Consider the following 13,738-nt stretch of genomic DNA (forward strand, 5'->3'; position numbering starts at 1 on the left):
GTCGACCAGGAGCACCGTCGCCCCGCCACGAGCGGTCACGGGCGGCACCTGCTCGACGGACCCGGGGCGCCCCGGGCGACGACGCCCGGTCGCACGTCGAAGAGGACATGGCATGAGACGACCACGACTCGCCCTGCTCGCCGCGGGGCTCGCGCTCGCCGTCGCGCCGGGCACGCTGCTGCCCGCCGCCGCGGGCGCCGCCCCCGGCGCCGAGGGCACCGTCACGGCGGCCGCGGACGCCGACCTCACGCTCGAGGTCAACCCGTTCGTCGGCACCGAGAGCGAGGGCAACGCCTACCCGGGCGCGACCGTGCCGTTCGGCATGGTCCAGCTCAGCCCGGACAACACGAACTCCTACGCCTCGACGTCGTACAGCACGAACGCCGGGCGCGTGTGGGGATTCAGCCACCGGCACATCAACAGCGCGGGCTGCCCCGCGGCGGGCGAGCTGCTCGTCACGCCGGACACGAGCGCGACCCCGCGCACGTCGCGCTCGTTCATCGCCATCAAGGACCAGCAGAGCACCGAGCACGCGTCGGCCGGGTTCTACGAGGTGACGCTCGCCAACGACGTGCACGCGGAGCTCACCGCGACCACGCGCGTCGGCGCGCACCGCTACACGTTCCCCGCCGCGACGACGTCGCACCTGTCGTTCAACGTGGGCCAGACCCTGCGCGACGCGGGCGCGAGCTCGGTGACGTGGGTCGACGACCGCACGCTCGAGGGCTGGGTCGACAACGGCGGCTTCTGCGGCGGCACGCCGGACAAGCAGCGGTACTTCTTCAGTGCGACGTTCGACCGTCCGGTCGCGTCGAGCGGTACGTGGGGGACCGACGCACGCTACGTCGCGGGCTCCACGACGAGCGAGGTCGCGGGTGGCAACAACGGTGCCGTCGCGGTGTTCGACACCACGACCGACCGCGACGTCGAGGTGAGCGTGGGCGTGTCGTTCGTGAGCGTCGAGGGCGCGCGCGCCAACCGCGAGGCGGAGGCCACGGACGCGGGCGGTCAGGTCGCGTTCGACACCGTGCGCGAGGAGGCCCGCGACGCCTGGAACGCCGAGCTCGGCCGTGCCGCGATCGACGCGTCACCCGACCAGCGCCGGATCTTCTACACCCAGCTCTACAAGACGCTGCTGTCGCCGACGATCGGCAGCGACGTCGACGGCCGGTACCGCGGCACGGACCTCCAGGTCCACCAGGCCGACGGCTGGGACTACTACCAGAACTTCTCGCTCTGGGACACGTACCGCACGCAGGCGACGCTGCACGCGCTCCTGCTGCCGGAGCGCGCGCAGGACATCGTGCGCTCGATGTACCAGCACCGCGTCGAGGGCGGCTGGTTGCCGCGCTGGTCGCTCGGTTCGCTCGAGACCAACATCATGGCGGGCGACCCGGTGACGCCGTGGCTCGCGGAGAACTTCGCGCTCGGCACCGTCCCCGACGACATCGCGGACGAGCTGTGGGACTACCTCGTGGAGAACGCCACGACGACCCCGCCGGACGACGTCGCGTCCGTCGGGCGGCGCAGCACCGAGTTCTACGCCGAGCACGGCCACGTGCCGTTCTACCCCGAGGTCGAGGGCGGCCTCGGCGGCCAGTTCGAGGAGTACCGCCACGGCGGCTCCGCCACGCTCGAGCTCGCGCTCGCCGACGCGAGCCTCGGCGCCGCGGCGGAGCGCACGGGCCGCGAGGGTGGCCAGGCGTTCCTCGACAAGGGCCGCAACTGGCGCAACCTCTGGAACCCGGACGTCGAGCTCTCCGGCGGCTTCCGGGGCATGGTCAACGCGAAGCGCCCGACGGGCGAGTTCGTCACGCTGCCCGAGCTGACCGACGTCACGCGCTCCGGCTTCCACGAGGGCGTGCCGTGGCAGTACCAGTGGATGGTGCCGCAGGACGTCACCGGTCTCCAGGAGGTCATGGGCGGCGAGGACGGGTTCGTCGAGCGCCTCGACTACTACTTCGACCAGCCGGCGCTCGCCGCGAACCCCGGCGTCTCGCCGAGCACGTGGGCCAAGGGCGGCAGCTCGTACTACACGACGATCCGCTACAACCCGGGCAACGAGCCCACGATCATGAACGCGTGGCTCTACGGGTACGTGGGCCAGCCGTGGAAGACGAACGACGTGCTCGCCGCGAACCTCAACCGCTTCCCGGACACCCCGGACGGCGGCGTGGGGAACGACGACCTCGGCACGCTCGCCGCCTGGTACGTCATGGCGTCGCTCGGGTTCGAGCCCGTCATGCCCGGCTCCGGCATCCTCGCGCTCAACGCCCCCAAGGTGCAGGCCGCGACGCTCACGACCGACGCCGGCACGACGGTGCAGATCGACGCCGCGGGCGCCAACGAGAAGCTCCCGAGCTACGTCGCGGGCCTCGAGGTCGACGGCGTCGCGCACACCGCCGCGTGGCTCGACGTCGCGGCGCTGCAGGACGGCGGCACGCTCGACTTCGACCTGTCCGACACGAGCGCGGGCCTCACGTGGGGTACCGGTGCGGCCGACCGCATCCCGTCGGTCTCCGCGGCCGCCCCGCCCGCGCCGGTCGAGGTCGAGGCGAGCGCGCGCTGCCTCGGCGGCCGCGCGTTCGTCGCGGTCCGTGCGACCAGCACGGCCGACGAGCCCGTCGACGTGACGCTCACGACCCCGTTCGGCGAGCGGACGGTCCGGCACGTCCAGCCGGGCAAGAACGCCTACCAGTCGTTCACGACGCGCTCCACGTCCGTCGAGGCGGGCACGGCGACCGTGACCGTCGTGGCCGCGGACGGCGCGACCTCCGCCATCGACGTGGCGTACGACGCGCTGGCCTGCGACTGAGCGGCACGCCACCGCGGGTGCGCGCCGCGCACCGGACGAGGGCCGTCGTCGGGCACCCCGCCCGACGGCGGCCCTCGCCGCGCCGCTAGGCTCGCGGCGTGAGCACCACCACGCGTCTGGGCGTCCTCGACATCGGCTCGAACACCGTGCACCTCGCCGTCGTGGACGCCGCCTACGCGGCGCGCCCCGTGCAGGCGGCGGGGGCGCGCACGGTCGTGCGCATCATGCGCTACCTCCGGCCCGACGGCTCGCTGTCGCCCGAGGGCGTCGCCGCGATGCTCACCGCGGTCGACGACGCGATGGCGCTCGCGCGCGAGTCGGCCGTCGACGAGATGCTGCCCATGGCGACGTCGGCGCTGCGCGACGCGACGAACGGACCCGAGGTCCTCGCCGCGATCGGCGAGCGCGTGGGCCAGCCCGTGCGCGTGCTGTCCGGGGAGGACGAGTCGCGCCTGACGTTCCTCGCCGCACGGCGCTGGCACGGCTGGGCCGCGGGGCGTCTCCTCGTGCTCGACATCGGCGGCGGCTCGCTCGAGATCGCCTCCGGCGTCGACGAGGAGCCCGACCTCGCCGCGTCGCTCCCGCTCGGTGCCGGGCGCATGACCATGGCGTTCCTGCCCGACGACCCGCCCACGCCCGAGCAGGTCGAGGCGCTGCGCGAGCACGTGCGCGCGACGCTCGCGCCCACCGTCGAGGCGTTCCGGGCGCTCCCCGCGCCCGATCACGTCGTCGCGACGTCCAAGACGTTCCGCTCCCTCGCGCGGCTCGCGGGCATGCAGACCGAGGCCGTCGGCCCGGACGACCGGTGGCGCATGCGGCGCTCGCAGCTCGCCGACTGGGTGCCGCGGCTCGCGCGCATCACGGCGGAGGGGCGCACCGCGCTGCCGGGCATCACGCCCGAACGCACGTTCCAGATCGTCGCCGGCGGCGTCGTCGCGGTCGAGACGATGCGCGCGCTCGGCGTCGACGAGGTCGAGATCTGCCCGTGGGCGCTGCGCGAGGGCGCGATCCTGCGCCGGCTCGACCACAGCTGACGACCGCCCGCGCCGACGGCCGGGGGCTCAGCGAGCGGGCGGCGCGGTGCGCTCCGTGAGGCTGAACCAGTTCCCCGAGTCGTCGACGAACACGGCCTCGATCCCGTACGGGCGGTGCGCGGGCGGCTGGCGGAACGTCACGCCCTTCGCGCTGAGCTCGCGGTACGTCGCCTCGCAGTCGTCGGTCTCCATGACGCCCGCGCCCATCGAGCCCTTCGCGACGAGCGAGCGCAGCTGGGCGGCGGACTCCGGGTCACGGCCCATCGCGCAGTCGGACAGGATGATCGTCCGGCTCGGGTCGTCCTTCGGGCCCACGGTCAGCCAGCGGAAGCCTGCTCCCGCGCCCTCGAGCTCGGCGCCCATCGAGACGTCGTCGCGCAGCTCGAAGCCGAGCACGCCCGTGTAGAACTCCTTGGCCGAGTCCTGGTCCAGGACGTAGACGGTCGTGTGGGACAGGGTGAGCATCGGGTCCTCCTCGTGCCGCCGGTCCGGCGGCGGCGGTCCGCGCGGCCGGGTGGCCGCGACACCTCGACGCTACGGCTCGACGACGGTCGGCGGCTTCTCCGATCGTGCGGTCCCGCCGGGCCTCGGCTGGCCCCACGCGAGCGCGAAGCACCCCGGGACGGGCGGCGGTCCGCTCCGCGCGTGGGCGTCCCGGTAGGCGCGCGGGCTGACGCCGACGATCTCGCGGAACCGCGCGGAGAACGAGCCCAGGCTCGTGTACCCGACGGCGTGGCAGACCTCCGTGACGGTGAGGTTCGCCGAGCGCAGCAGGTCCTTGGCCCGCTCGACGCGTCGCGTGGCCAGGTAGGCCACCGGGCTCGTGCCGAACGCCCGGGTGAACGCGCGCGCGAAGTGGTACGGCGAGTAGCCGGCGTCCGCCGCCACGTCGGCGAGCCGCAGGGGCTCGGCGAAGTCGCGGTCCATGCGGTCCCGCGCCCGGCGCAGGTGCACGGCGACCTCGGGGCGCACGACGACCTGGCTCACGACGACCACCGCGCCTCGTCCGCGCCCCACGGCCGGGCGGGGGCGGGGTAGTCGTCGACGGGCTCGCCGGCGAGGCGGTCGAGCGCGGGCCGGGTCGTCGTCGCGACGACCGCCCGGCCGTCCAGGCGCGCGGGGTGCTCGACGACGCAGCCGGCGCCCGGAGTCCGCGGCGCCCCGTGCGCGGGGTCGCGACCGGGCGCCGCGAGCAGGGCGCGGGCGGTCCGGGCGAGCGCCCCGTCGACCTCGCGACCGCGGCCGTCGGCCGCGCGGTCGGCGAGGGAGTCCACGACGGCGGCCGCGAGGAGGTAGCCGGTCGCGTGGTCGAGCGCCTGGGCGGGCAGCGCGCCGGGGGTCGCGTCCTCGCCAGGGGTGCCGTCCCGGGACCCCTCCACCAGCGCGATCCCGCTCGCCGCCTGGACGATCGAGTCGAAGCCTCGCCGCCCGGCCCACGGGCCGTCGTCGCCCCACGCCGTGACGCGCGCGTGCACGGCGCCCGGCGGGAGCCGCAGGCCGAACGCCTCGACCGCTCCGGGGCGGTAGCCGGTCACGAGGACGTCGGCGCGGTCGAGCAGGTCCTGGGCGAGGGCGAGACCGTCGCGCGTCGCGAGGTCGAGCAGCGTCGACCGCTTGCCCTGGCCCGTGTCGAGGTGCTGCACCTCGATCTCCGGCAGGCCCGGCGGGTCGACGCGCAGCACGTCCGCACCGAGCAGCGCGAGCGTGCGCGTCGCGATCGGGCCCGCGATCACGCGGGTGAGGTCCAGCACCCGGACCCCGGCGAGGGGTCGCGGCCCGCGCGCGAGCGGGCCAGGGCGTGCGGCGTCGTCGCGCACGCAGGCCCGCACGGGAGGGCCCGACGCCGCGGCGCGGCCGGGTGCGGACGCGCGCCACGCCTCCTCGGTGCGCACGCGGACGGCGATCGCCCCGACGTCGGCCGCGCGGTCCTCGACGGCCTGGGCCGAGCGCCCGGCGAGGGCGGCGGCGACGTCGTCGCGTGTCGGGGCGCTCGCGGCGGCGTCCGTCAGGTCGAGGAGCGAGAGCAGGCGCTCGCGGTGGTGCGGGTAGTTCGCGTGCGTGCGGACCCAGCCGTCCGCGGTCCGGAAGAAGCCCGAGAGCGGGGCGAAGCCGTCCACCGGGGCGCCGTCGACGCGCAGCAGCCGGTCGCTCGCGAAGGCCGCGGCGACCCGCTCGGGTTCGGGAGGCGGGCCGGCGTCGAACCCGCCCGCGCGGGCCGCGGCGTCGCGCACGGCGGCGATCGACGCGACCGCGAGGTCCAGGACCGGCAGCGTCGCGGCGAGGAACGGCTCGGCACCCACCCCGCGACGATACGCCGTCGGCGTGGCCCCACGCCGGGCGTCAGCGGCGCGTGACCGTCCCCGGGAACGCCGCGACGTCGTCGTTCGCGTAGTCGCCGTCCGCGCCCTGGTTGATGTCGGAGATCAGCTGGACCAACTCGAGGTCGCTGCGTGGACCGCGGGCGAGGTTGAACGCGATCTGCTCCGAGCTGAGCGGCTTGCCGTCGTAGTCGGTGGTGAACACCTGGCCCGGAGGAGCGCCGACGGACTGGTAGTTCTCGACGCTGTCGATCGAGGTCGACCGGAACTGGTCCATCTGGTCCTGGGTGAGCGAGATGGTCACGGTGTCGCCGGGCCGGATCGTCTGTGGCGAGTCGATGCCGGAGAACTCCCGCATGTTGAGGTACTGCGCCGACATGTCGTCGGCCGTGATGTCGTACGAGTACGTGCGAGCCGAGAGGTCCTCGTTCCCCGACGCGTCGAAGGCCTGGGTCATGCGGAAGTCGCCGCGGTCGCCGTAGGTCGCGGTGAGGAGCTGCTCGGTGCTGCCGTCGGGGTTGGTCGTCGCGACGAGCGAGCCGGTGTTCTGGCCGATCTCCCACTCGGCGCCACCGACGGGCGTGTCGAAGCCGACGGTCGACGTCGAGTCGAACTCGATGCGCTCGATCTTCGTGGTGCCGGAGATGCCGGTCGACGGGTCGGCGGGGATCTCGCCGGTGACGAGGTACGCGTCGTACGCGGCCTGGCCCTCCGGCGTCGACAGGTCGAACTCGGCGCTGCGCAACGACGCGCCGTCGAGCGACGTCGTGTTGCCGAGCATGACCTTGACGGCGTCGAAGTCGAGGCCGAGGCCCGCGTGGTTCGCGATGGCCTCGGTGGGGCCCGCGGTCACGCGCACCGTGTCGTCGCCCGTGCGCTCGATGAGGCTCGTCACGCCGCTCGCGTCCTTGACGGACGACTCGACGGCGATGTGGCGGAACGCCGCGTTGAGCTCGGTCTCCGCGTAGCTGCCGCCGTCCATCGTGACGGACGAGCCCACCGGCATGCTGCGGGGGTCGAACGGGTTGATGCTCCCGGGGTCGGTGACCTTCGCGTCGTCGGGCACCTTGACCGTGTACTCCGACGTGACGCCGGTCGTGTACCCGCCGCTGACGCCCGTGCCGCCCTTGTCGACGCCGCCCTCGACGCCGATCGAGACGTCGGACTTGGACGTGTACGTGGTGAAGCCGTCCTCGGACTTCTCGCCGACGGTGTACTCGGCGCCGCCGTTGACCCCGAACGAGATCTTCGAGCCGTTCGTCGTCTTCATCCAGTCGGAGAGCGAGCCGCTCCCCGAGTACGTGGTCTCGCCGCTCTCCGGGTCGTGGGAGACACCGAACCCGACCTTCGCGTCGGTGCCCTCGGTCGCCGGGTTGCCCAGGCTCCCGTTGTCCGTGCCCGACTCGTGGTCGCCCTTCACCGTGACCTTGGGGCCGCCGGGGCTCTCGTCACCCGAGCCCGACCCGCCGCCCGTGCCGCTGCCGCCCGGCCCGCCGCCGGAGCCCGGCCCGCCACCCGGTCCGCCGCCCCCGCCGGGGCCGCCCGAGCCGTCGGAGCTGGCGCTCTCCTGCTGGTCGGCGTTCTTGCGGACCTTGTCCGCCGCGTCCCGGAGCGTCGCGGCGGCGGCGGCCAGCGCGGGGCCGAGCTCGGCGGACCAGCGGCCGCGCAGCTCGTCTCCGTCCGGACCGGACCAGCGGGCACCGCTCACGGTCGAGTCGAGCGTGCTGCGCGTCGTGGTGAGCGCGTCGGACGCCGTCGTGAGGCTCTGCGCGAGCGCGCGCAGCTCGCCGATGTCGGCACCGTAGAACCCCATGGTCGTCCCTCTGTCGCGGCGGATCCTGCCCCCGGAGCGTACGCGGGGCGGCACCACCGCGTCTCGCCCGGCTCATGGGGCGAGGTCCCCATGCGAGGCGGTCCCGGTTCGCGGGGTGACCGCCGGTCGGGACGTGCCGTCGTCAGGCGGAGAGGACGTCGGCGAGCCGGTCGAGGACGATCCGGCCCGCGGGAGGGACACGGTGCGCGTCGGCCGGCGTGAGCCACGCGAGCTCGGCGATCTCGGCGCTCGGCGCGGGTTCGGGGGAGCCGGTGACCGGCTCGGCGAACATGCAGTGCATGCGCACGACGCGTCCGCCGAGGCCGTGACCGGGAGCCTCGGCGACGAAGCCGGGGCGGACCGACGTCGGGTCGAGGCGCACGCCCAGCTCCTCGCGGATCTCGCGCACCAGGGCCTCGGCGTCCGACTCGCCGGGCTCGACCTTGCCGCCCGGCATGAAGAAGCGGTCCTTGCCGGTCGTGCGGACGGCGAGCAGGCGCCCGTCGCGGACGTTCACCCAGCCGACGGTGCGCAGGGGCGGCAGCGTGGAGGGCTCGGGCGGGTCGGTGAGGGGAAGGTCGTGCGACGTCACGGCCCCACTGTGCCATCTCCGTCGCGCCGTCTCCGCGCCGCCGTCCGGCGCCGACGGCTCACCACCACGTCCGAGGATCCCCGACGGCGCGTGGCGCACCCAGCGAGCCACGCGCCGTCGGGCCGGCCCCTCGCGCGGCCCCAGTTCCGGCGAAGGGCGATCGTGCCGGGCCGCGGCCCGGCACGACGATCGTCACACCGACCGGCGGATCCTGCTCGGTGCGGACTCGCCCCGGACCGGTCGAACGCGCGACGGCGGCCCCGGAAGACGCCGGACACGACACTGCTGCCGTGATGCGGGGATCACGGCAGCAGTGTCATGTTCGACGGCGAGCAGGGTCGTGCTCGACCGCGTCGTGTCACCAGGACGCGTTGCGCGCGAGCTCGAGCGCGACCTCCTGCCACCACTGTCCGGCGGGCGGCCCGCCGTTGCACGACCCGTCGCTCTCGCCGGGCAGCTTGACCCACAGCAGCGCGTCGAGGTGCGTGCCGTCGTCGACGGCGCGCGGTTGGTCGCCGAGCGCACGACCCCGGGGGTTGCACCACTCGCCGTTGCTCCCGTTGCCGTTGCGCGACGTGTCGACGACGAACGACACGTCCCCGCCGAGCAGCGCTGCGACCTGCTCGCCGTACGCGCGCGACTCGGCGGTCGTGCGGTAGTTCGACGTGTTGAGCGCGAACCCCACGGCGTCGTCGAGGCCGACCTGCTGCAGGCGGGCCGCGGCGGTCGCCGGGCTCAGCCACGCGGAGTGGCCCACGTCCACGTAGACGCGCGCGCCCGCGTCGGTGAGGATGCGCGCCGCGTCACGGAGCATGCCCACGCGGTCGCCCTGGCCGGAGCAGTCCCCGAGCTGGGCGAGGGCGTCGGGCTCGAGGACGACCCACGGCTCGCCGACGATGCCCGACGCGACCGTCTCGACCCAGCTCCGGTACGCCGCCTCGGCGGTGCCTCCACCGGAGTGCGACCCGCAGTCACGGCCGGGGATCGCGTAGATCGTCAGGAGCGGCGTCGTGCCCTCGGCCGCGGCCGCGCTCGTGAACGCGGCGACCTTGGCGCGCGACACCTGCGCGTCCGCGTCGGTGACCCACGACGACTGCGGCGTGAGCGCGATCTTCGCGAGGAGGTCGCGGTCCGCCCCCGACGCCGCCTGCCAGGCCTCCCACGCCTGGTTCGTCTCGTCCACGTGGAACGTCACGTCGCCCGGCGTCTCGCTCGGGTCGGTGGGATCGGTGGGGTCGGGCGGGTCGGTGGGGTCGGGCGGGACGTCGCCGCACGTGACGCCGTCGAGCGTGAAGCTCGCGGGCACGGCCGGAGCGGACGCGGCCGTGCCCACGAGGCCGAAGGACGCGCTGCCGCCCGTGGCGAGCGACGCGTTCCAGCCGACGTCGCCCACGGTGACCCGGCCGCCGTCGCGCACGAGCGTGCCGTTCCAGAGCTGGCCGATGCTCTCGCCCGCCGGCAGGTCCCAGGCCAGCTGCCAGCCCGAGCGCGGGGCGCCGAGGTTCGTGACGGTCACGTCGGCCTGGAAGCCGCCGGACCACGAGCTCGTGATGCGGTAGTCGACCGTGCAGGCCGAGGAGGGCGCGGCCGCGGCGGAGGTCGCGATCGCGGCGCCGGCGGTCGCCGTGGCGCCCAGCGTCGCGAGGGTCGCGACAGCGGCGACGAACGTCGCCGCACGGGGTCGTCGGGTGGGGGAGGTCGCTCTCATCTCGGGGCTCCGTCGCCTCGGGGTCAGGACTCCGCCACGGTAGGGACTGCCGGGGAGCGGCGGGAAGGGTGCGAAACGTTTCGCGCAGCGGCGTGTTGCGCTCCATGACTTTGCCACGAGGGTATGTTCGTCGGCATGTCATCGAAACCGCTCCAGGAACCCGCGTTCCTCGTCCTGTCCGCGCTCGCGGCCGGTCCCCTGCACGGGTACGGCATCGCGCAGGACGTCGAGTCCAGCTCCGGTGGCCGCGTGACGCTGCGTGCCGGGACGCTCTACGGCGCGATCGACCGGTTGGTCGCGGCCGGGCTCGTCGAGGTGGACCACGAGGAGGTCGTCGACTCGCGCCTGCGCCGCTACTACCGGCTCACCACCGAGGGCGCGTCGCGCCTCGCCGCCGAGGCAGAGCGCGCCGAGGCGCAGGCACGTCGCGCGATCGAGCGCCTCGGTGCCCGACGGCGCGCGGCCGGGCCGACGGCGGACAGCGCCTCCGCGCGTCCCGCCCGTGGGCGCGGGGCGGGCCTCGCCGACGAAGGGGCGGTGCCGGCATGAGCGGGGTCGACGTCCGCGCGGCGGGTGAGGGGACCGGGGACGCACGGGTCGTGGGGAGCCTGACGGCGGAGCCCGGCGCGACGACGCTCGTCGCGCCGGTCCTCGTGCGGGACTTTCGCCGTCTCCTGCGGCTCTTCCCGTACACGTACCGGCGGGCGCACGAGGCCGAGATGCTCGGCCACCTGCTCGACGGCGCGGAGCCGGGCCGGTCGCGCCCGACCCGCGCCGAGCGGTGGGACTTGGTGTGTGCCGCCGCCCGCGAATGGCTGCTCGCGCCGCTGGGCTCGACGCCGCGGCAGCGGCGAGCGGCGACCGCTCTGCTGTTCGTGCTGCTCCCGGCCGCGCTCGTGGTCATGGCGGCGCGCGTCCTCGCGTTCGCCGCCGCGATCGTCCGGGCGACACTCGGTCCGGACGGCAGTGCGCCGCTCGTGGCGACCGTCCCGACGGCGCTGATGTGGGCCCTGTGGGTCGTCGCGGTCACCCTCGCGCTCGCCGGGGCGCGACGCGTCGGCCTCGTGGTCGCGGTGCTCGCCGCCGCGGCGGGCGTGGCGGCGCTCGTCGTGTCGGTCGCCGTGGGCAGCGCCTATGCCGCGTACCTCGACGCGCCGTGGGTCGTCGCACTCGTCGCGTACGCGGGAGTGCTCGCCGCCCGACGGACGTGCCGGGTCGGTGCGGAGTCGCTGGCGCTCCGGGCGGCGACGGTCGGGGCAATGGCGCTGGCTCTCGGCGCGTTCGTCGCCGCGACCTACTCCGACGCTGCGCGCCTCGAGACGCCGTGGTGGTCGGGCGGCGGCCTGGTCTCGTGGACGCTTCAGGCGATCGCCGCGCCGGTGGTCGTACTCCTCGGCGCCGCCCTGTTGTGGCGCCGAGCCCGGCAGGCGGTCCCGGTGCTCGGTGGGCTCGCGCTCGGGATGCTGCTGAGCCGCTCGACCTTCTTCTGGTCCGGCACCGTGCCCGTCGAGACGGCAGACCTGGGCAACGTCCTGGCCCTGCTCGGGTGCGCGGCCGCCGCGACGCTCGCGCTGCGCTGGGCCGTCAACCGCCTCGACGAGCTCTCCGAGGCGCGCGCCTCGCACCGCGCGCTGCTCGCCGCGGCGAGCGGGAGCCCGGGACCTCGCGCGCCGCACCCGGGTGAGATGACCGCCGTCTGACACGCACGCCGTCGCGCAAGACCCTGCGCGCTCGCGAGAACGACATGAGGGCCGTCATCCACCGGACAACGGCCCTCATGCCGTGTCCGGTGCGTGCTGTGGTCGGCCCGCGGCCCGGTCAGTCCAGGTAGCCCGCCACGAGGCGGGACGCGAGGCCCGTGTAGGTCGCCGGGGTGAGGTCGGAGAGGCGCTGCGCGACGTCGTCGGGCAGGCCGAGGCCCGCCACGAACTCGCGGAGCCGCGCCGCGTCGACGCGCTGGCCGCGCGTGAGGTCCTTGAGGCGCTCGTACGGGTTCTCCATGCCCGGCACGCCCGCGACCGACGCCGCGCGCATGGCCGACTGGATGGGCTCGCCGAGCACCTCCCAGTTCTCGTCGAGGTCCGCCGCCATGAGGTCGGCGTTCGCGGCGAGGGCCTTGAGGCCGCGGCGCACGTTGTCGATCGCGAGGAGCGAGTGGCCGAACGCGGGGCCGACGTTGCGCTGCGTCGTCGAGTCCGTGAGGTCACGCTGGAGGCGTGACGTGACGAGGGTCGCACCGAGCGTGTCGAGCAGCGCGGAGGAGATCTCGAGGTTGGCCTCGGCGTTCTCGAACCGGATCGGGTTCACCTTGTGCGGCATGGTCGACGACCCGGTCGCGCCCGGCACGGGGATCTGCGTGAAGAACCCGAGCGAGATGTACGTCCACACGTCGGTCGCGAGGTTGTGGAGGATCCGGTTGAACCGCGCGACGTCCGCGTACAGCTCGGCCTGCCAGTCGTGCGACTCGATCTGCGTCGTCAGCGGGTTCCACGTGAGCCCCAGGCCCTCGACGAAGTGCTTCGAGACCGACGGCCAGTCCACGCCCGGGACGGCGACGGTGTGCGCGCCGTACGTGCCCGTCGCGCCGTTGAGCTTGCCCAGGTACTCGGCGCCGCCGATCCGACGGAGCTGGCGGCGCAGGCGGTGCGCGAGGACGGCGAGCTCCTTGCCGAGCGTCGTCGGCGTCGCGGGCTGGCCGTGCGTGCGCGAGAGCATCGGCACGTCGGCGTGCTCGCGCGCCATGTCCGCGAGCTGGTCGGCGAGCGCCGTCGCGGCGGGCAGCCAGACCTGCTCGACGGCGCCGCGCACCATGAGCGCGTACGACAGGTTGTTGACGTCCTCGCTCGTGCACGCGAAGTGCACCAGCTCGCCCACGCCGGGCAGCACGGTGTCCGCGCCCAGGGCGTCCGGCGCAGCGGCGAGGCGGCGCTTGACGAAGTACTCGACGGCCTTGACGTCGTGCACGGTCTCGCGCTCGATCGCGGCGAGCTCGGCGATCTCCTCGCCACCGAACGTCGCGGGGATGCGGCGCAGGTACGCGACCTCGGCGTCGGAGAGCTGGGGAGCGCCGGGCACGACCGGGCGGACCGCGTTCTCGTCGACCGCCTGGACGCCGTTGCACAGCGTGATCAGCCACTCGACCTCGACGTGGATGCGAGCGCGGTTGAGCGCGGCCTCGCTGAGGTGGTCGACGAGCGGGGCGATCGCGGCGCGGTAGCGGCCGTCGAGCGGGCCGAGCGCGATCGGCGGGGTCACCTCGGCGAGGCTCTCGCGGGCAGGGGCGTCTGCGGCAGGGTTCTCGGGCACGCCCCTGATTCTCCCACGCGCGCCCGACGGCGGCCCCGGCCTTTCGCAGTCCGGGCATGCGGTCCGGGCCGGGTGGGGCGATCTGTTGCGTCCCTGGGGTCGTGGCCGTCCCCAGGGGCGCTCCGCCCGGAGCCCGTCCACAGGGCGTCGTT

General features: G+C 74.8%; 11 protein-coding genes. 4 read left to right on the top strand and 7 right to left on the bottom strand.

The genetic code is table 11. The features are described 5' to 3' along the window. Positions 1–112 precede the first annotated feature (112 nt). Together JN535_RS02210 and JN535_RS02215 are read left to right on the top strand one after the other, a co-directional pair. Complete coding sequence (locus JN535_RS02210) at positions 113–2,815, top strand: GH92 family glycosyl hydrolase (protein WP_205201559.1); 2,703 nt, start codon at positions 113–115, stop codon at positions 2,813–2,815. A gap of 98 nt (positions 2,816–2,913) precedes the next feature. Then, positions 2,914–3,849: a Ppx/GppA phosphatase family protein gene (locus JN535_RS02215; RefSeq protein ID WP_307868098.1), complete on the top strand. Its 936-nt coding sequence runs from the start codon at positions 2,914–2,916 to the stop codon at positions 3,847–3,849. A 27-nt stretch (positions 3,850–3,876) separates the two neighbouring features. Here JN535_RS02215 and JN535_RS02220 read toward each other — a convergent pair whose 3' ends face one another. From JN535_RS02220 to JN535_RS02245, 6 genes are all read right to left on the bottom strand, one after another. Next, positions 3,877–4,314 carry a VOC family protein gene (locus JN535_RS02220; protein ID WP_205201569.1) on the bottom strand — a complete coding sequence of 146 codons (438 nt, stop codon included), beginning with the start codon at positions 4,312–4,314 and terminating at the stop codon, positions 3,877–3,879. 69 nt (positions 4,315–4,383) lie between these two features. Continuing rightward, positions 4,384–4,845, bottom strand: a complete 462-nt coding sequence (locus tag JN535_RS02225; RefSeq protein ID WP_307868100.1) for a helix-turn-helix transcriptional regulator — start codon at positions 4,843–4,845, stop codon at positions 4,384–4,386. Beyond that, positions 4,833–6,149 carry a CoA transferase gene (locus tag JN535_RS02230; RefSeq protein ID WP_205201571.1) on the bottom strand — a complete coding sequence of 439 codons (1,317 nt, stop codon included), beginning with the start codon at positions 6,147–6,149 and terminating at the stop codon, positions 4,833–4,835. The genes JN535_RS02225 and JN535_RS02230 overlap by 13 nt, the downstream gene beginning before the upstream one ends. Positions 6,150–6,189: 40 nt before the next feature. After that, positions 6,190–7,980, bottom strand: coding sequence for a hypothetical protein (locus JN535_RS02235; RefSeq protein WP_205201573.1), 1,791 nt, complete (start codon positions 7,978–7,980; stop codon positions 6,190–6,192). Between the two features lie 142 nt (positions 7,981–8,122). Then, positions 8,123–8,572, bottom strand: a complete 450-nt coding sequence (locus tag JN535_RS02240; protein ID WP_307868102.1) for an NUDIX hydrolase — start codon at positions 8,570–8,572, stop codon at positions 8,123–8,125. 358 nt (positions 8,573–8,930) lie between these two features. Then, positions 8,931–10,280, bottom strand: coding sequence for a glycoside hydrolase family 6 protein (locus JN535_RS02245; protein ID WP_205201575.1), 1,350 nt, complete (start codon positions 10,278–10,280; stop codon positions 8,931–8,933). 135 nt (positions 10,281–10,415) lie between these two features. On the opposite strand from JN535_RS02245, the gene JN535_RS02250 reads away from it, so the two are divergent. Then, the gene (locus JN535_RS02250; RefSeq protein ID WP_205201578.1) at positions 10,416–10,829 is read left to right on the top strand and encodes a PadR family transcriptional regulator; all 414 of its coding nucleotides are present in this window, start codon (positions 10,416–10,418) and stop codon (positions 10,827–10,829) included. Next, positions 10,826–11,980 (top strand): hypothetical protein, encoded by a 1,155-nt coding sequence (locus JN535_RS02255; protein WP_205201580.1) that lies wholly within the window; start codon positions 10,826–10,828, stop codon positions 11,978–11,980. The genes JN535_RS02250 and JN535_RS02255 overlap by 4 nt, the downstream gene beginning before the upstream one ends. Positions 11,981–12,098: 118 nt before the next feature. Here the strand turns inward: JN535_RS02255 and purB are convergent, their stop codons facing one another. Then, a complete protein-coding gene (gene purB / locus JN535_RS02260; protein WP_205201582.1) occupies positions 12,099–13,586 on the bottom strand; it encodes an adenylosuccinate lyase in 1,488 nt (495 codons plus the stop codon). Positions 13,587–13,738 lie beyond the last annotated feature (152 nt).

This window comes from Cellulosimicrobium cellulans (genome assembly GCF_016921195.1).
Classification (GTDB): Bacteria; Actinomycetota; Actinomycetes; order Actinomycetales; family Cellulomonadaceae; genus Cellulosimicrobium; species Cellulosimicrobium cellulans_F.

Excerpts from the sequence above, each read along its gene's own strand:
- JN535_RS02235 (WP_205201573.1), bottom strand. The coding sequence starts at position 7,980 with ATGGGGTTCTACGGTGCCGACATCGGCGAGCTGCGCGCGCTCGCGCAG.
- JN535_RS02245 (WP_205201575.1), bottom strand. The coding sequence starts at position 10,280 with ATGAGAGCGACCTCCCCCACCCGACGACCCCGTGCGGCGACGTTCGTC.
- JN535_RS02255 (WP_205201580.1), top strand. The coding sequence starts at position 10,826 with ATGAGCGGGGTCGACGTCCGCGCGGCGGGTGAGGGGACCGGGGACGCA.
- JN535_RS02250 (WP_205201578.1), top strand. The coding sequence starts at position 10,416 with ATGTCATCGAAACCGCTCCAGGAACCCGCGTTCCTCGTCCTGTCCGCG.
- JN535_RS02220 (WP_205201569.1), bottom strand. The coding sequence starts at position 4,314 with ATGCTCACCCTGTCCCACACGACCGTCTACGTCCTGGACCAGGACTCG.
- JN535_RS02210 (WP_205201559.1), top strand. The coding sequence starts at position 113 with ATGAGACGACCACGACTCGCCCTGCTCGCCGCGGGGCTCGCGCTCGCC.